The organism is Aliivibrio sp. S2TY2 (assembly GCF_028765525.1).
Classification (GTDB): Bacteria; Pseudomonadota; Gammaproteobacteria; order Enterobacterales; family Vibrionaceae; genus Aliivibrio; species Aliivibrio finisterrensis_A.
Genome location: NZ_JARACS010000005.1, coordinates 84,824 through 103,346, shown reverse-complemented (window position 1 = coordinate 103,346; position 18,523 = coordinate 84,824). Strand labels below are relative to the sequence as shown.

Genomic DNA, 18,523 nt, shown 5'->3' with positions numbered 1-18,523 from the left:
TGAACCATACGTTATGCTATCGCTGTTTGCTTGTTCATCTCAATTTGCCTTAAAGACCAATGAAGAATATCAGTAAACTCTTTAGGTTTGCTAATACAGTAACCTTGAATATAATCACATCCAAGATCTTTAAGCTCATCAAATAAATCAAAATTTTCAACACCTTCAGCGACAACATTGCAACCTAAACTATGCGCAAGGTAAATAGTTGAAGCCACAATGGCATAATCACTATTGCCAATAGCCATGTTACGAATAAATGATTGATCGATCTTAATCTGATTGAATGACAGCACTCTAAGTAAAGATAGTGATGAATAACCCGTACCAAAATCATCAATACTGATATAAAAGCCCAATTCCGATAGTTTCGAGAGCATAAGGTAAGCAGTATCAACATCTGACATTAGGGCACTTTCTGTTACCTCTAAGATCACATCTGATGGTTCTAACTGTTTATTCGTGACTAATGTAAATAGGACCTTATATAGATCCTCATCATGAAGGTCGAGAGTTGATACATTCACATGAACTAATGGGTGTATATTTTCTCTTTTAAACGCCGCAATATCATGGGAAACTTGCTTCACTACCCATTGAGTTATCCCCTTTATATAATTATTTGTTTCAGCAATAGAAATAAATTTATCAGGAGGGATCATACTCCCATCACTCTGGGGCCAGCGAATAAGCGCTTCATAACCATGCACCGTTTGATCGATACTGTTTACGATAGGTTGATAGAAAAGCTTAAACTCATTATTTGGGATCGCATTTATTAATCTATTTAAAATGTAAGCCTCTTCGTAAATAGATTCAGAGTAAGTACTTCTATAAAAATCAAGAATTACCCCTAGTTTTTTTGCTTTATAACATGCAATGTCTACTTGCTTTAAAAGTACTTCACTACTTTCAACATCAGATGATGAAATAGCACAACCAATCACAGGTTGAAGTAAAATATTCTGTTTTTTCATTTCTATTGGTAGGATTAATGCTTCATATACCATATAAGCCAAACGCTTAATTTCTTCTCTATCTGTTGAATAACCAATAATAATAATTTCTCTAGAATCATGATAAAACTCTAAATGCGAATCCTTCAATGTTTTTTTTAGCTCTAAAACAGAAAATGACAACATCTTACTAAACTGACTCTCTGATGAGACATCAATAAGCTTCCTATGGTTAATGATCTTAACTTTAATAATGTTAAATGGGGTACCAAGTTCTATCTTACTTAAAATTGCTTTTTTATAGGTAGCGTTATTATATTTTGACTCAAATATATTATTCTTTTCATCCTCCTGTGAAAAGTAGCGTATAAATTGAGTTATTACATATAAAACAATAACTAACATCTGTATTGACACCGTCACTACAATAAGAGCAAAGGAATCTGACTCATTAAAAAAACCATGGTTTATAAAGTAATATTCTGAATATAAAAAACCAACTACGTAAGCAACAGTAATTATTGATAAATATGTTCTTAATGTTTTAGAACCTAGTTTCCCCATTTTATACATGAAAAAAATCGAACCAAATAGAGCTAAAAAATTAAGAACTGTGAGCATCTTAAATAATACATTTATATCCATACAAACCACCTATAAATCATACTAATCACATTACAGAAAAGCCTAAGCCTCCTCTCTATCCAAGAGCGACTTCTAGATTTAACTTGTTTGTTTTAAATATAGTGTTCAATTTTATTAAGGTTTCTGATTGTATTTGCCTAACTCTCTCTTTCGAAAGATTTAAGTCTCCCCCTAATTCTTCTAAGGTTTTTACCTCACTACCAAAAAGTCCATATCGATTAATAATAATTTCTTTTTCTCTACAATGAAGTGTGCCTATCCATAATGACAAATTATCTTCAAGGTTTACCTTAGATAAAAACTCATCAGGGTTATTTGATGTATTATTTTCACATGATTCAACATGGATAGGCGAGCTATCTTCAATTAATGCGGACCTATTCGTTGAAGAGCTAGGAACTAATCCCATGATTTTATTTACTTTAATTTCATTTTTATCACAATACTCTGAAATATCACGAATAGAAGGCTCTTTTTTAAGTGATTTTGTTAGCTCACGAGCAGCCCTAAGATAAGTATTCAATTCTTTGGTTATGTGCACAGGTAAACGCACTGTTCTTGAGTGATTAAACAGTGCACTTTCAATCGATTCCTTAATCCACCACACTGCATAAGTCGAAAAGCGATAGCCTAACTCAGGGTCGAATTTATCAATGGCCTTTATTAATCCTAAATTTCCTTCCTCAATGATATCTAAAGGCGTTAACTCTTTTTGATTCCGGTTTCTATATTTATTGGCAATTTTAACAACAAGGCGTAAATTCGATTCAATTAATTTATCTCTTGATTTTATACAACCAGATTTATATGAACGGCTATAATCAAGTTCCTCTTTAGCTGTAAGTAATTGATACCTATTTATATCTTTTAAATATATGGCATAACTGTCTAATATATCAGTATCCATCTGGTTAATTTGTTTTCTTGAGCGTTCCATAATACATCCTTGCACCTAGCGAACTAATTATTTCTTGTCCTCCTGTATATTCAGAAGGTTAAATTAACTATGAGCCACACAGAAGCAATACGCAATTCTATATGGTAAAGCAGCATATGTGAATAATAAATCTGTGGGGAACATCACAATTGGAAGGTGAAAAATATCATTACTGAGACGCCAATATATTGTCATGTTCAACTTCAAAATATTGACGGAATAAAATATAAAATTAACAGTAAAGGTTATAAACGTGGTTTTATCCTCTCTCAAATGTGTAGTCTATTATCTTCTGAATAACCTTTAATTTCATCACTTATCATTCAGTATTTATTAACTCTTTAGATGTAAGCTCATATCTTAAATAAGAGCTAATACTCTAGTGTTAGAGTAAAAAAATAACGTAACCCGCTACCCTTTTAAATTTAATATCCTATGATCATAAGATAGGTCAATTTGGATGATTTTTTCCAACAAGGATAGTGTGCTATGTCATTAATGAACCAGTTTTCTATTAAATCAAGATTACTTACTTTAGTCGTTTTTCCTATGGTTATATTATGTGTGCTTTCAGGAAGAGAAATCCAAACGCAGCTACTGAAGTTAAATACTCTTCATTCTTTAAATGACCGCCTACTGTTAAATGAAACGATTTCAAATTACATTACTGCAATGCATAATCTGCGTTTAAATGCTCTATTTTCTAATGATAATGATGTTGATAAATCTTCATCAAAAATCACTCTAACTTTTTTACGCTCTCAAGTTGATGAAGCAACAAAACCAAGTTTATACAATGCAGTTAATGATTTGATAGCAACTAATGCAAAAATAAACAACTTTTCGGCTATAGATATCGAAGAGTGGTCTCATAGGGTTTCAGGCATATTAAACAAGATGTATGAACTCGAAAATCAAAAAGAACTTCTATTACTTTCAAGCGCCATAAATCAAAAACTGCGTGTAATTACTCAACTTCAATGGCTTAATTATTGGGCTACGGAAGAAAATTGGTACATTAATCTCGATCTAAATAGCCCTAAAACTCAATATCACGATGAACTTAACTCTCTATTTTATCGCCAAGAGTTGTACATTAAACAGTTCGGATCGATGGATGCTAATGCATCTCATATCGATTTATTGCTAAAAAAACTTAGTAATGACAGTTTTGCATTAAGCATGAAATTTCGTAATGATGTACTCAAAAACAAGGCGAAAGATTACTCAAATATTGATAATAATGCAGCTACCCAAGCATTAAATCATCGACTTGTATTAATAAAATCAGTAACACAAAAAATAGTAACCGATCTCAAACAAAACTTAAAAACTCAATTTAAAAATACATATATTACGATTTTATTATTTATAAGCCTGCTTATTTTATCACTGGCTGCTATCTCTTATCTCGGTACTTCGCTATCAAAACGCATCATTACTTATTTAAAAAATATTACAAAAACAATGGCTTTAATTGAAAAGAACCACGACTACAACATTCAAATCCAAGTGGATGGTAAAGATGAATTAGCTTCATTCTCTCAAAGTCTTAATTCCCTAGTATTTGAGCGGGCTAAAAATGAGAAAAAAATCATATTAGCTAAAAATGAAGCAGAGCAAGCTAACCTAGCTAAAAGTTCTTTTCTCGCTAATATGTCTCATGAAATAAGAACCCCACTCAATGGTATTATTGGTATATCAGGTATTTTATCGGAAACTAAGCTATCACCAATACAGCATGATTATTTAAACACAATAGAGACCTCTTCACAGACTTTATTGATTCTAATTAGTGATATTCTGGATATATCAAAAATAGAAGCCGGAAATTTAGCTCTCCACACACATAACTGTAACTTGAGAGAAATTATATTCGATATTGTTTCAATTGGTATTCCTAAAGCAACAGAGAAAAATCTTGAACTAATCATAAAACTATCACCCAATCTTCCTGATTATTTATTGCTTGATGACCATAGAATTAGACAAATTTTAATGAACCTAACCTCTAATGCTATTAAATTTACTTATCAAGGCAGTATTACTATCTCTGCAGATTTTATTCCGACAGAAGGTAGGAATGGTTATATCAATATTTCTGTTTCAGATACTGGTATCGGAATAGAAAAAGAAGCCCAAGCAAAAATATTTAAACCTTTCATACAAGAAGATAGCTCTATAACCCGTCAGTATGGAGGAACAGGTTTAGGCCTTGCCATTACGCAACAGCTTATCGGACTCATGGGCGGAAAATTAATACTAGAATCTAAAAAAGGACACGGCAGCACTTTCTCTTTTTCTATAAAAACATCAGTTGTTATTGAAAAACGACTATTACTTAAAGAATTGGATAATACCTCTATTATCTTATTAAATAATGGGGAAGATTTTGAACAGGATATTGAAAATGAGTGCCGGTATCATAATTTACTCAATGTTATAAAAACAAACTCACCTGATGGCATAAATCTAATGGATGATGAAAAAGCAATTATCCTTTACTGTATAAATAATTGCATGGAAAAAAATGGTAGAAACAACCTTATCAACCTTAGAGAAAAACACCCAAACATCCCTATTGTTTTAATACAAAAACATAAAAATAGCGCGACTAACTATGAATCTATTATTGATGGTTTAATCACCTACCCATTACTTGGACATCGCTTTGCTAAAACCTTAGCTAACTCTTTGACTTTCCATTTTGAAAATAAATCAAATCATAAAATCAAAGCTACAGATGAACCTACATTCCATTCATTTCAGTCCAAGAAAACAACACAAGAAAAGCAACACATTCTAATAGTAGAAGATAATCTCGTTAATCAAAAAGTAGCATCTTTGTTTTTAAGTCGTTCTGGTTACACGTTTGACATCGCAAATAATGGACAAGAAGCTATTGATAAATTCACAGAAAATGAAGATTACGAACTAATTCTAATGGATTGTATGATGCCTGTGAAAGATGGCTTTTCTGCCACAAAAGAAATAAGAACCGTCGAAAAAAAACAACGCAGAAAAAAGATACCCATTATTGCACTAACAGCAAGTGTTCTCGATCAAGATATTTCAAAGTGCTATGAATCAGGAATGGATGACTATGTTGCAAAACCTTTTAAAAAAGAAGTTTTATTAGAAAAAATAATTAAGATGAAATAGGTATCGTCATTATGAATGTATTCAATAACCAAAATAAAAAAAACACAAAAAAATTTACTATCTTAATAGTGGATGATTGCTTAGTATCTTCATTATGCCTTTCTAAATTACTTATGCTTTTAGGTTTTGATTCTGTCGACCACGCAAAAACATACCAACAAGCGATTAAAGCCTGCTCAAAAAAGCGTTACTCTTTATTATTTATTGATTACCATTTAGAGCAAGTATTAAATGGTTCGGAACTTTATGACTTATTAAAAATGAAAGGTTTTATTGAACCTTATACACGCGTTATTACGGTTTCAGGGGATAACACAACACAAACTGTCCTCAGCACCCTTTCAAAGGGGAATGGTGATTACCTTTGTAAACCAATAAGCAAATCTATTCTTAGCCACAAGATGACAGATGCTTATCAAGAATTTCATTTATTTAAAAAACTATATACCATTAGAAAAAAAGGCGATAATGAACAACTCAAAGAGTATGCTATTTCTGCTGCTAAAAGCAAAAATATCAATGAATTAGATCAGTTTCTATTTTCACTTTTTTCACCAAATGAAGGTGAGGAACTTATCGCATTATGTAATCAGCCTGAGTTTTTAAATAGAAGAAACTATATACATACTCGATTACAGCTTGAAAATACACACTCTCTTAGTACACCAGAGTTATTAATTAAACAAACTGAAATCCTATGCCAACAACATCCTTTATTCGCTCCCGCCTTTGATTTTTTAAGTCAACTTCATATACAGCAATCACACTATGAAGAAGCTTTAACATCAGCATACAATGCATTAGGTCTCACTCCTAGCGTTCCATTAAGAGCATTGCATACACTGAAACTTGCTCTTATCTGTAATAATAAACATTATTTTTTTAAAGCCTCTCACTTACTTGCAAATCATTTACCTATTGCAGACCAAGATTGGTGTGTTTATGTTGTAGAGGCATTTAATTACTATGGTGAATACATTCACAACTGCCAAACTGCACGTGATAAAAAGCAATTTATTCTTGAACAGAAAAACTTCGTTAGGCGATCAGAATACCGCTTAACAACAATACAAAAAAAACAATTGACCACTCTTTTTGGTTTAAGTGAATGTAAGCGAATGATTAAAGAAGGAAATATCATTGCAGCTAAACGAATAATGTTAAAAGCGAGCAAACCCTTTTTTGATGATTTACATCAGCTAAACTCAGTAATTCTAGTTGAATTATTATACCTTCTTTCATTTTATGGGGAGCTTTGGCTACTTGAAAGGGTAAATGCCGTGATAAAAACAAAGCATCAATTTAATGATTATTGCCTCGATGCTTTACATATTTTAAAGCACGATCAAGAGTTAAATGAATCATTAAAAATGCTCTCTAGTACGCTAAACGAAAGTAATAAAATAAAAACTGCAAATTTAACCATTGACGCTCTAGAGCTAGCGCAATATCAGTATCAAAATGCTTTAACTCAATATCCATACTCGTCGGAATTATGTATTAGTTTACTCGAGTGTTATATCTCACTAAGTATAGATAATCCCGCAACAATCAGCTCGATGGTTGTCACTATTCAAAACATGCCATTATCAGATAAATTGATGAGTCGAAGAGAAGCTATATTTAAAGCCTTACATGCAAATGAAGCGTATATCGAGGAAAAAGCAAGCTCAAAATTGCTTTCAAGACTTCCTTATTCATATATAAAAAAAGATAAGGAAATACTAAATTTTCCACGTAAACACGCTACAAAGTTGCTATTTTAGCATTCATTTGGCAATTGAAACCTCTATCAAAAAACCCGTTTTCAGAATAAGAAAACGGGGGGTATTATTTATACTCAATCCCATACTAGTGGATTACTATCAATAGCAAACTCTTTCTGTATAGGTAGACTTCCATCGTATGACCATATTTCTGCAACAATAGTTGATTGACTTTCTGCAAGCGAAAACTCAATGGTTAATGCCCCATTTACCAACGCCGCGTCAATAACCTTACTATCATAATCAACAATATACTTTCCATCGGTCCCTTCTGTATAAGCAGAATACACAGATAAATGAGTCCTTTCTGGTAAAGAACCACTTAAGTTAATCTCAAGTGTGTGAGCGGTAACAGGGTTGAATGTAAACCCATCAGGAGCAACCAAGTCCTGTGTTTTAACTGGTTCTGGTTGCGGCACCGTCGCTGGTGATGCTCCACCTCCTCCTCCCGTACTACCAGATCCACCACTGTCACTACATGCCATTAAGAACAGTGACGCTATTATTACTAGTATTTTATTTTTCATTGTGACGTCCTCTTCTTAGTAATATTTATTATCAACAGCATTGCTATTATCGTACCAATCGGTATTACTGATACCGCCAGAAGTCGTGTAATCTGCAAAGTCAGGGTAAGCCGTCGTTAAATCAACACGCTCTCTTGGCCATTGCCATTCATCGTAAATCAATAACGCCCACGGCATATTATTTATCGTTTTAAAATAACGATCGCTGCTTGGATCACTTGTATCTTGAGCTAAAGTAAAGAAATTGGTGTCGAAAGATTCTGTTGGTGCTTGATCAGCTAAATGCACCTCATAGCTTCGTCCTGGTGCTTGAGCAAAGCTTGGCCCATGATAATAGCCTGGAGTAGCAAACAAGAATGGGTCATAAGGCATTGCAGGCATACTTGCTGTTGCTATAGGAGCAGTAAAGCTAAAGTTAAGCTCAAACTCTAATCCTACATTTTCACGACAATCATTCTGAGTTCTAAAGTAAGCACACTCATAACTAGAAACATCGATGGCATCATTAATAAGGATGAAACTGGCCTCACTCATATCTGCCTCTTGAGGAGCACTCCCTTGTAATACTGTATTGTGGTAAAGCTGTGTTTTCGTAGAATCAATTAACTCGTCATTAATTCCAGATAAACGAACGGCAAAACCACTATGATAACTTGCACCTACAGCGACTAATTGACCTGAAATAGTCACTTTAGCCACTAAACCATCTTTTAATACTTCTGTAATTCGATATATCAATACCAAGTCATTCATGTCGTAATCTGCGGTTTCTGGCCAATTATCTTCATACGCAAGGGTTACGTAACCACTGGCTGATGGGAAATGGCGTTGAGTCGTATTTGCAGCCACAACCGTTGCAATATGATCTTCCACCTCACCCGAGGTTGAACCACCATAATAAGCTAACCCCGTTTGTTGACTAAAACGAAATCGAGACCATGTATCACCTACGGTTGCACCGAATGGCACTGTAATTATTACCGAGTTAATCCCAGCCACTAATGATTTATCTGTAAAAACTTGTTCGCCCTCATCAGAAAAATCACCATCATCATTCCAATCGAACCATGCTGACAAATATCCCGAAGTCGATGCAGTAATCGCTATCACAGAATCTAACCCCGGCTCTAGTGCCGTAACAAAACCCACCCCATCCTCATCATCAGTGGTTATTGAATCATCAGAATCAGGAGACTGCGCGGCAAGATAATCACCATCGACACTACTGCCTAACCAAGTCATCTCATCCATTTCATGACGAGCCCCATTAGAATTTAAAGTCGTTCCATAGCTATCCGGTGCATCACCAAAATCAATGGTTGCTGGCTCATCAGTATCAATTAAGGGAGCATTAGCACAACGAGCACCATCGTTTTGACTTGAAAATGGACCATCAGCAAACTTGACCGCAGGAACCACTCCAGAGTCAATAATTGCTTGGGTCGATAAATCAACTCGATAAACCTGTCCATCTTGATTGCGAGATAAGTACAGATAACCATCAACATCAAAATACATTGCCCCAAAAGTACCGGTTTCTCCAGTGTCACCAATATAAGTAGAAACCCCAGTATTGATATCAAACTCATATAACCAGCCAGACCCATTATCTACCCCATAAAGGTGATCATTATCAGGATGGAAAGCAAAGTCAGTTAAGCTAACACTGGTGGTTGAAGTAATAAGCTCTGCCGTTAATGCAGCTGATACATTTGAATCTAATGGTGACAAGTCTATTTTATAAAACCCTGTACCTTTTCTATAGATATAATAATAATGTTCATAAACATCACCAATATAAAATGTGGTGCTTGCAGGAAGGCCACTGACAGACAATGTGGTTGCTTGAAAGTTTTCCCCCAATCGAACGACATTATAGTTAGTGGTATCAAATCCGTATATATAACGATCTTCTTCGTCAAAGCCAACACCATTAATATTGGCATTCAATCCAGTATCACTTTGCAAAACACTGTATGAACCAGTCACTAAATTCACACCATAAACTGCTACTGGGTTACCTTGAAATAAATAAGCCTTACTTGGACACGTATCAAATGGATCAGCCAACAACTTAGAGCTGAATAATAAAGAGACTAAAAATAGTATTCTAATAAATTGAGACATATCATCTTCCTTTTGTTATTTTTCTCTATCTATTAGCTAATACAAAAGACATGCCAACCTTAAGTCATTGATTTTAAGTTGCTTTATATTTCATCTTTATTAAATTCTGAAAATGAAATTCATTTTGAATATCAAAATAAATATTAAGCCCCTTTATTTAAGGAAAGCTCTTCCTTCTAAACTTTTTATTTACCCTTCTATTTATTCCATATTAGTTTATTCCCTTACTGTTCTTTATTCATTACTAATACCAATCTACATAAGTATTTGATCATTCTTGCTTGTTAAAATCGATTATATCTGCGCAATTATCTGAACATCTACTTATCCAGAATGGTATAACTTCTCATTCTGCAAACTGCATTGCAATTTGAGAATCCACTTTGCTATCGCGATTTAAAAACACAAAATAAAGCATAACCAATTGAATATATTGATAAAAATAACTGGCACAGTTACTGCTCTATTCATAATACAAACACAAAAGGGCATTTACTTAGGAGCTTATTATGGAACTACATCAATTTGAATCAAATACAGAAACTCTTATTTTAGCTATTCAAGGTGATATGGATGCGATTGGCTGCCGAGATATCCAACCTACGATTGACGAAGTGCTTCAACAAGAGCACCACCAAGTAGAAATCGATCTCGCACAAGTCGCCTTCCTTGATTCATCAGGCATAGGGGCGATTGTCTATCTCTACAAGCGTCTGATTGAAAAAGAACGCACTATGCAAATTCAAAATGCGCACGGACAACCTTTGGAATTGCTAAAACTATTACGTATTGAAAATGCCATTCCAGTAAATAGTACAACCCACTAATATTAAAAATGAACCGTTGGACAGGGAGCATCATCATGAATAAACGACACTTATTCGGCCTTAGCTTAGGACTACTTGCACTGTCTGGTTGCACTTCATTTGCAGAGCCTGGAAAAGGTGGCGAAGCAGAAAACTATCCACAAGCGGCATTTTCTCCAGTAATGCCAGATCAACCTCTAGGTCCAGAGCACGGCTTACGGTTTGATTGGGAACTAGCCGCTCGTCATCTTGATATTCTCATATTAGAAAAAGCGGAATGGTGTTTTCCTGCTACCGTTCATCAAGCCAAACAAAATGAAGCTCGAATAGCTCGTGAATTAGAAGGAGGCTTACAACTGGATGCCGCGAATGATTTAGTCATTCAACGGAACCTATTAAAGCGTTTAGAACGACAGTTAGATTACGTAAAACGCCAAGAAACGTGCACACCACCCTCAGATTCCAACAATGGGAATTCAGATATTGCATTAGCACAAACTATTTATGACTTACTAAACAGAGACAACCAGTTTGCATTTAACTCCGCGGAATTAAATCCTAAATACATAGTGAATTTATCAGAGGCCTCACAGCTTCTTAATAAGCATCAAGACTTCAAATTATTAGTTACAGGCCATGCTGACGCCATGGGTGAAGAAGATTTCAACCAAGATCTCGCTCTTAATAGAGCCAAACAGGTAAAACGTTACTTAAGTATTTTTGGGTTATCTTCTGATCGCATACATGTCGATTCTGTTGGCTCAAATGATCCATACCTAGCAGGCACAGAACCTCATGTTCGACTAACCAACCGCCGAGTGACCATTGAATTACTGCAATTAGATCAACCGTTAATGCTAGAAAACAACCACTCTAATGGAGGGAATTAAAATGCGTATTTTTCAAATAGTTTTGTTCATTTTAACATTAAACACTTCTCTCCTAGCTGTTTCCAATGAAACTAACAATCATGTCAGAGTGGGTGATGTCATTTCAATAATGCTACCGGGTGAGGATACTCTAAATAAAGATTTCCAAGTCGATAAGCAAGGACGCGTTATTTTACCTGAAGTAGGTCCTATTTTTGTGGCAGGAAAAACGGAAGCCCAAATGGTATCTAGTATCACATTAAGTCTTAAAACCATATTACAAGATCTCACTAATCTTCAGGTCTTTATTAGTAAACGTCAGCTAATCATCAATATTCAAGGTTATGTAAAACAGCCGGGAGAATACACTTTAGCGGATGGTGACTCTGTTCAACTCGCTCTTTATGCTGCCGGAGGCCTACGATCTGGCGCTCAATTAAACCGTTTACAACTTCGTCGAGCAGATAAAATTACTACCTTTAACTACAAAGCCTTTTTAGATTCAGGTAACCAATCTCTTCTCCCTACGCTTCAATCATTGGATACCCTATTTATCCCCGCTTCTCCTATGGTAGGTAATATTGAACAAGAATTTGACCCAGCAAAACTGTCTCAAGCCGGTGATGCTGCGGATGGAAAAAAAGCCATCAAGGTGTTTGGTGAGGTGAATTCACCGGGAACATTCTCATATAAATCAGGGACCAATCTGGTTGACGTTCTTATGAGAGCGGGTGGCGTTACTCGTTACGCTGGTGTAGAGCAGATCCGAGTGATATCTAAAAATCAACCCGCTTTATTTAACCTTAAACGCTATTTAGATACCGGAGACTCGAGCTTATTACCGCCACTCGAAGTGGGTTCCACTATTTTTGTCCCAAAACAAGAAGAAGAAATTAAATCTGGTTCAAACATGGTGTATGTCATGGGTGAGGTAGCAAAACCCGGTGCTTTTGAAGGAAAAAAAGGCGCAACTTTTATGGATATTTTAGCCAATGCCGGTGGCCCAACACGTTTTGCAGAATCTCGCCAGATCCGTGTCATAAAAGCCAACGGAGCTGTGATTAATTTTGATTTATCTGGGTATACCGAAGGAACGAATTATATGCGCCCCCCTGCAATTGCAGCTGGAGATGCTATCTTTGTTCCTGAAAAGACTGACATGAACGAAAAGTCATGGTTAAAAATTGCGCCAAGCCGTGCCGTACGAGTACTAGGTGAAGTACAACATCCTGGTCGTATTGAATGGTCAGATGAAATGTCATTTCTTGATTTATTAGCGCATGTCGGCGGCCCAACATTACGCGGAGATACCACGCGAATTGAAATTGTCACCCCAGATGTAAGCGGTACAAACCAGGTTTATACGTTTAACCTAGATTCCTTTATCTCAAAAGGAAAACCCGACTCAGCACTGCCTACCATTCGAGCAGGAGCGACCATTCGAATTCATGATTTACCACAAGATCCATCAGATAATAAATCACAATGGGTACGCCAAAGCTCTGATAGCTCAATTTATGTCTTTGGTCAGGTCAATGCCGCAGGTCGTTACCGTTTTACCAACGACATGCACTTCTTAGACATTCTATCAGCAGCGGATGGACCAACAATGGATGCCGATATTCATAACATCCGTATTACCCATAGAGATAAAAGTTACGCACGAGTAAGCAAATTAAATCTGGCTTTATATTTTGAAACTGGTGATGAATCTCTACTACCAAAAGTGAAAACAGGCGACACCATTTACATCCCAGAAAAAAACCGTATTTGGGTAGATGAAAGTAAAGAAAGCACCATCCGAGTATTAGGTGCCATTAATAAACCCGGCCGTTACCGTTTTAATGATTCAATGACGCTACTCGACCTACTTGCCGAAGCTGGTGGACCAAGTGATGTGGCTTACCTTGAAAAGATCAGTGTTGTAAATCACGCACTAGATGAAGGGCAAGCAAGAACCTTTGATCTTGTTAAATTTAGCCGTACTGCCGACTTTAGAAGCATTCCCGTACTCAGAGCGGGTGATACCGTCTATATTCCAAACAAAGACGAAAGCACTATGGAGCAAGTACGTGTTGTAATGAAAGATGTTTTCCAAGTGGTCGCAACCATCGCCTTAATAGGAGCACTATAATGAGAATTCCTTCGTGTCATATGGAAATAGAGCAGGTGTTTTTACAATTAGAAAAACACGAATGCCACTCACTGTGCATTACCTCCACTAACCCTGGCGAGGGGGTAAGCTCTCTTGCTCAAGCCTTAACTGAAAGACACTTACTTGCTGGCTACCGAACACTATTGGTTGATCTTAATCCTCAAAACCCAAGTTTAATACCGTTGTCATTTATGCCAAGTGATACCGATGTGGCTGAAACGAATTCTCATTATCTGACCTTCTCTCAACACAATAGTGTCGTGCTTTCAGGTATTGCTGTGCCCACAAATAAAGCGGAAATCATCGAATTACGTCAACCCAAAAACTTGAAAAAGCGAATTGAAACTTGGTTAAAAGAGTTCGATAAAGTCATTATTGATGCATCATCAGTTTCACAACTCAATACCAACAATATTCCAGCTCAAACTATTTCAGGCTGCTGCGAAAGTACCCTTATGGTTATTTTGTCTGGTCAAACACTTCAAACCGAATTTAAAGATGCCTTAGAAAAATTAGAGAACCACAACGCAAATATTATTGGTCATGTTTTTAATGATAAATACCAACCAAGTTTAAAAAATGAAATTTGTAGAGAAATCGAGCGCTTATCTTTTTTACCCAAAAAAATATCAACTAAACTTATAGCAATCGTCCAAAAAAACCGATTTTTATCAACTGTGGTGTAATCATGAACTCTATCCTTCTTTTTTCAGATACAAAACCCACATCACTAGAATCGGTGAAAGTATTGCGACAATCTTTATCTAAGATCCTTAAAAATCTTGAGATAAACACAACCGTGTCGAACCAATGTCTATTATGTTTCTCTGAATGGAGCACCAACTTAGTTCTACACCCTATTCACCCAAGTAAAACCATCAGTTTAGTACTACGTAAAAGCAGTAGTCACTGGCAAATAGACATTATTGATGATGGCATACCATGGGATCCAACAGAGCAACATCAAGAAACCAATCTCAGTGAGTTTTCATTAAAGTGTGGCGGACGAGGCATTGATATCATTCAAAATCAGACTGATGACATTAGCTATCAATCCACAACAAAAAACAATACATTAAGCCTATTATGGGATCGTATTCCTTCCCATAAACAACCTCACATTTTGATTGTTGAAGACGATGTCATTCAATCAACGTTACTTCAAGCGTATCTTAAATCTGATTTTTCAATAACAACAAAAATCAATGGCAGAGAAGCGCTGAAATTCCTGCAACATAACAGTGTTGATTTAATCATTTCAGACATTCAAATGCCTGAAATGAGTGGGTTAGAGCTAAGATCGCAACTAGAAAAAGAGAATAATTTTTCAATTCCATTTATTTTCCTTTCTCGTATACAAGATACAAATACCGTTAATTATGCTGCCGAATTAGGTATTGATGATTTTCTGCAAAAACCCGTACAAAAAACACAATTAATACATTCCATTACTCGCGTATTAGGTCGTTTCCATCAGGTATATCACGCACTATCAGAACAACTTAATCAAAAAATCACCCATACTCTCTTACCACAGGTTGAGACACATTCTGATAAATGGAAGTTAACCACACAACAAAGAACCGCAGGTCAAGGCGGAGGCGATTTTACTTTATCCAGAACAAACGATAATAACACCCTGCTGCTTCTCGCTGATGTAATGGGACACGATGAAAGCGCTAAGTTTTTCGCTTATGCCTACGCCGGGTATGTACGTGGCTTAATGCAACATGCAGACCTCACACAACCATCGAAACTTTTATCACAGCTTTCAAATAATGCATTTAAAGATCAACTTCTATCACAAACCATGTTAACTGCATGTTGCTTAAGTTTTATTGATGATGATACGATAAAAATAAGTAGCGCGGGGCACCCTAAACCTCTTCATATTACCCCAGAAAGAATTGATATCATTGATACAGAAGGAACACTTCCTGGGTTATTACCCAAGACTCATTATCAGGAAGCTACTATATCAATCAAAAAAGGAGAGCGTCTGGCCTTATTTACTGATGGGCTGTTTGAATCAGGGGACACTACTTCAGAGCGTGAAACCTTAGAAAAAACAATAAAAAAACAGCTCGTAGAAACACTACACTTACCAATAGAGCAAGCTATTGATCAAATAATAAAAACCTTTGATGCTTTGGCAGGAACACCACCCAATGACGATGCATTATTGCTGTTAATTGAGAACCAATAAAAGAGCAAATATTGCAAGGAGCTAACTATGACATTTCGATTAAAAACGATCATTGGTATCTCTATTATTCAGTGCATCATGTTACTGATCTTAGTGTTTAGCTCTGTGAAATTCATCTCAGACTCTAATGAACAAAGATTAATAGCAAGAGCCAATGCCTCAGTACATATGTTCTCCAATGCCATTAAAGATTCGATGTTAAACAATCAATACGAAAAAGTCGCTTCACTTATGGATGACTTTATTGCTTTAGATACCATTTGCTACATTCGTGTTTTTCGTGAGGATGGTGAACTCATTGTTGAAGGTGGACCAAAACTGCATGAGGTCGCTAACCCCGACTCTTCAATCCTTCATAATGCATCTGATGGGACCTATGACGTCATTTTACCAATAATCACCGATGATAAAACATTAGGGAAAGTAGAAATAGGATTTGGTACTCACGGTGAAAACACTTTCCTTTCTCAAGCAAAATCATGGATATATGCCATTGCCTCTATTGAACTTATCTTTGTTATTGGACTTTCATTTTTGCTTGGGAATGCCTTAACTCGCAATCTCCATAAACTGAAAAAAGCGGTCAATACAGTTGCCAATAAAGGCCCGGGAGCACAAGTTAAGATATCATCTACCGGGGATTTAGGTGATGTAGCACAAGCGTTTAATTCCATGTCCTTAAAGCTAGAACAAAACTATCAAGACCTACAACAAGCCAGAAATGAAGCTGAAGCAGCCAATAAAAGTAAAAGCCGATTTTTAGCTTCGATGAGTCACGAAATACGAACACCTATGAATTCAGTTTTAGGTTTACTCGCAATTTTAAAAGAAACAAGCCTAAAACCAAACCAAAAAGAGCTTGTTAATACCGCAACGGATTCAAGTGAATTATTGCTTTCAATCATCAATGATATCCTCGACTTCTCACGTATGGAAGCCAACACTTTCTGCCTTGAAAATCATACATTTAATATACATAAAAGTTTAAATAGTGTACTCAAGACTTTTCATCCACAAGCCCAAAGCAAACAACTAGAGCTGTCATTAGTTATTACTGATAATGTTCCTACCTACGTTCAGGGCGATGCTCACCGATTACGTCAAATATTATTAAATTTAATTGGTAACAGCTTAAAATTCACTGATGATGGACAAGTCCAAATATTGATTGATGCCAAAGAACATGAAGGACGCATCCAATTATACTGCTCAGTTCAAGACTCAGGTATTGGTATACAACAGGAGCAACTTGAATATTTATTTGATGAATTTACTATGGCGGATAACACCTTTTCTCGAACTCATGAAGGTTCTGGTTTAGGGTTAGCTATCTGTCAACGCTTAGTTCATATGATGGATGGTACCATTACGGTAAATAGCCAATATGGTTTAGGAAGTGAATTCTCCTTCAACATTCAATTAGATAAAGCCACAACCAAAGAGATTAACCTCCTATTATCAAAAGAAAAAATAGAACAACAAAGAGATATTGGACAACAAAAAGCCTGTGTATTCTCTGATGCTAATATTCTTGTTGTTGAGGATAATCATGCCAATCAAATTGTCATTAAAAACACGCTAAATTATGCCGGTTACTCAATTGATATTGCTCAAAATGGTAAAGAAGCGATAACCAAAGCAATTAACACCCAATACGATCTTATTTTCATGGATATATCCATGCCTGAAATGGATGGCATGACGGCAACGAAAAAAATTCGATCTCTATCTGATACACACCAAAACATGCCTATCATTGCACTTACGGCACATGCCCTTTCTGGTGATAAAGAGCGATTTATAGAAGCAGGAATGACGGATTATCTTTCAAAACCTTTCAACCGAAGTGATCTACTAAAATGCCTTGCTAAGTACCTGTTTAAAGAGGGTAAACAAGACCCTTCATTTTGCCAAGAATGTGACCTATGTGAGTTTAATGAATCAACAGAAGAGCCTAAAAGTATGAATAATGAGCTATTATTAGTAGATGAACAGATAATTCAGCAAATAATAGCTGACACCGATGCGAGTGTTATGCCTGAATTAATACGCTTTTACATTATTGAATCAAAAGAGCGAGTAGAAACCATCTCAAGTGCGGCAAAAAATAAAGATTTATATGCATTAGAGTTTGAAGCTCATACATTAGGAAGCAGTGCATTAACGCTTGGAAACGTGGCCTTATCTACGCTTGCAAGAGAAATTGAAATTCATTGTATTAATCAACAATTTGATGATGCGTTAGAAAAAGCAGCACACTTACCTGATTTAGCTACACTTTCACTAGACGCACTTGAACAAAGAAATAAACAAGGTTTCTCAAAATAAAAGAATAAACAAAATTCGCTAGGTAAAACAGGATGTTAC

At 35.8% G+C, this 18,523-nt stretch carries 12 protein-coding genes; 8 read left to right on the top strand and 4 right to left on the bottom strand.

Annotation, left to right across the window (positions count from 1 at the left end; genetic code table 11):
- Positions 1-11: 11 nt before the first annotated feature.
- A complete protein-coding gene (locus PVK63_RS10080; protein WP_274440391.1) occupies positions 12-1,601 on the bottom strand; it encodes a GGDEF domain-containing phosphodiesterase in 1,590 nt (529 codons plus the stop codon).
- 55 nt (positions 1,602-1,656) lie between these two features.
- Positions 1,657-2,538, bottom strand: a complete 882-nt coding sequence (locus PVK63_RS10075; RefSeq protein ID WP_274440390.1) for a sigma-70 family RNA polymerase sigma factor — start codon at positions 2,536-2,538, stop codon at positions 1,657-1,659.
- A gap of 489 nt (positions 2,539-3,027) precedes the next feature.
- Between PVK63_RS10075 and PVK63_RS10070 the strand changes: the two genes are divergently transcribed.
- Positions 3,028-5,700: an ATP-binding protein gene (locus PVK63_RS10070; protein ID WP_274440389.1), complete on the top strand. Its 2,673-nt coding sequence runs from the start codon at positions 3,028-3,030 to the stop codon at positions 5,698-5,700.
- 11 nt (positions 5,701-5,711) lie between these two features.
- Complete coding sequence (locus tag PVK63_RS10065) at positions 5,712-7,466, top strand: response regulator (protein WP_274440388.1); 1,755 nt, start codon at positions 5,712-5,714, stop codon at positions 7,464-7,466.
- A 74-nt stretch (positions 7,467-7,540) separates the two neighbouring features.
- Here PVK63_RS10065 and PVK63_RS10060 read toward each other — a convergent pair whose 3' ends face one another.
- Entirely contained in the window at positions 7,541-7,993 is a 453-nt protein-coding gene (locus PVK63_RS10060; protein WP_274440387.1) for a hypothetical protein, read from the bottom strand.
- 15 nt (positions 7,994-8,008) lie between these two features.
- Entirely contained in the window at positions 8,009-10,120 is a 2,112-nt protein-coding gene (locus PVK63_RS10055; RefSeq protein WP_274440386.1) for an LruC domain-containing protein, read from the bottom strand.
- Between the two features lie 509 nt (positions 10,121-10,629).
- Here PVK63_RS10055 and PVK63_RS10050 point away from each other — a divergent pair.
- Genes PVK63_RS10050 through PVK63_RS10025 form a run of 6 tightly spaced genes read left to right on the top strand, consistent with a single transcriptional unit; the run spans position 10,630 to position 18,484 of the window.
- Entirely contained in the window at positions 10,630-10,947 is a 318-nt protein-coding gene (locus tag PVK63_RS10050; protein ID WP_130044817.1) for an STAS domain-containing protein, read from the top strand.
- Between the two features lie 35 nt (positions 10,948-10,982).
- Positions 10,983-11,816: an OmpA family protein gene (locus PVK63_RS10045; RefSeq protein ID WP_122032214.1), complete on the top strand. Its 834-nt coding sequence runs from the start codon at positions 10,983-10,985 to the stop codon at positions 11,814-11,816.
- A gap of 1 nt (position 11,817) precedes the next feature.
- Entirely contained in the window at positions 11,818-13,929 is a 2,112-nt protein-coding gene (locus PVK63_RS10040) for an SLBB domain-containing protein (RefSeq protein WP_274440385.1), read from the top strand.
- Complete coding sequence (locus tag PVK63_RS10035) at positions 13,929-14,636, top strand: CpsD/CapB family tyrosine-protein kinase (protein ID WP_274440384.1); 708 nt, start codon at positions 13,929-13,931, stop codon at positions 14,634-14,636. Before PVK63_RS10040 ends, PVK63_RS10035 begins: the two co-directional genes overlap by 1 nt.
- 2 nt (positions 14,637-14,638) lie before the next feature.
- Positions 14,639-16,156, top strand: a complete 1,518-nt coding sequence (locus PVK63_RS10030) for a SpoIIE family protein phosphatase (protein ID WP_274440383.1) — start codon at positions 14,639-14,641, stop codon at positions 16,154-16,156.
- A 27-nt stretch (positions 16,157-16,183) separates the two neighbouring features.
- A complete protein-coding gene (locus PVK63_RS10025; protein WP_274440382.1) occupies positions 16,184-18,484 on the top strand; it encodes a response regulator in 2,301 nt (766 codons plus the stop codon).
- The last annotated feature ends 39 nt before the right edge of the window (positions 18,485-18,523 follow it).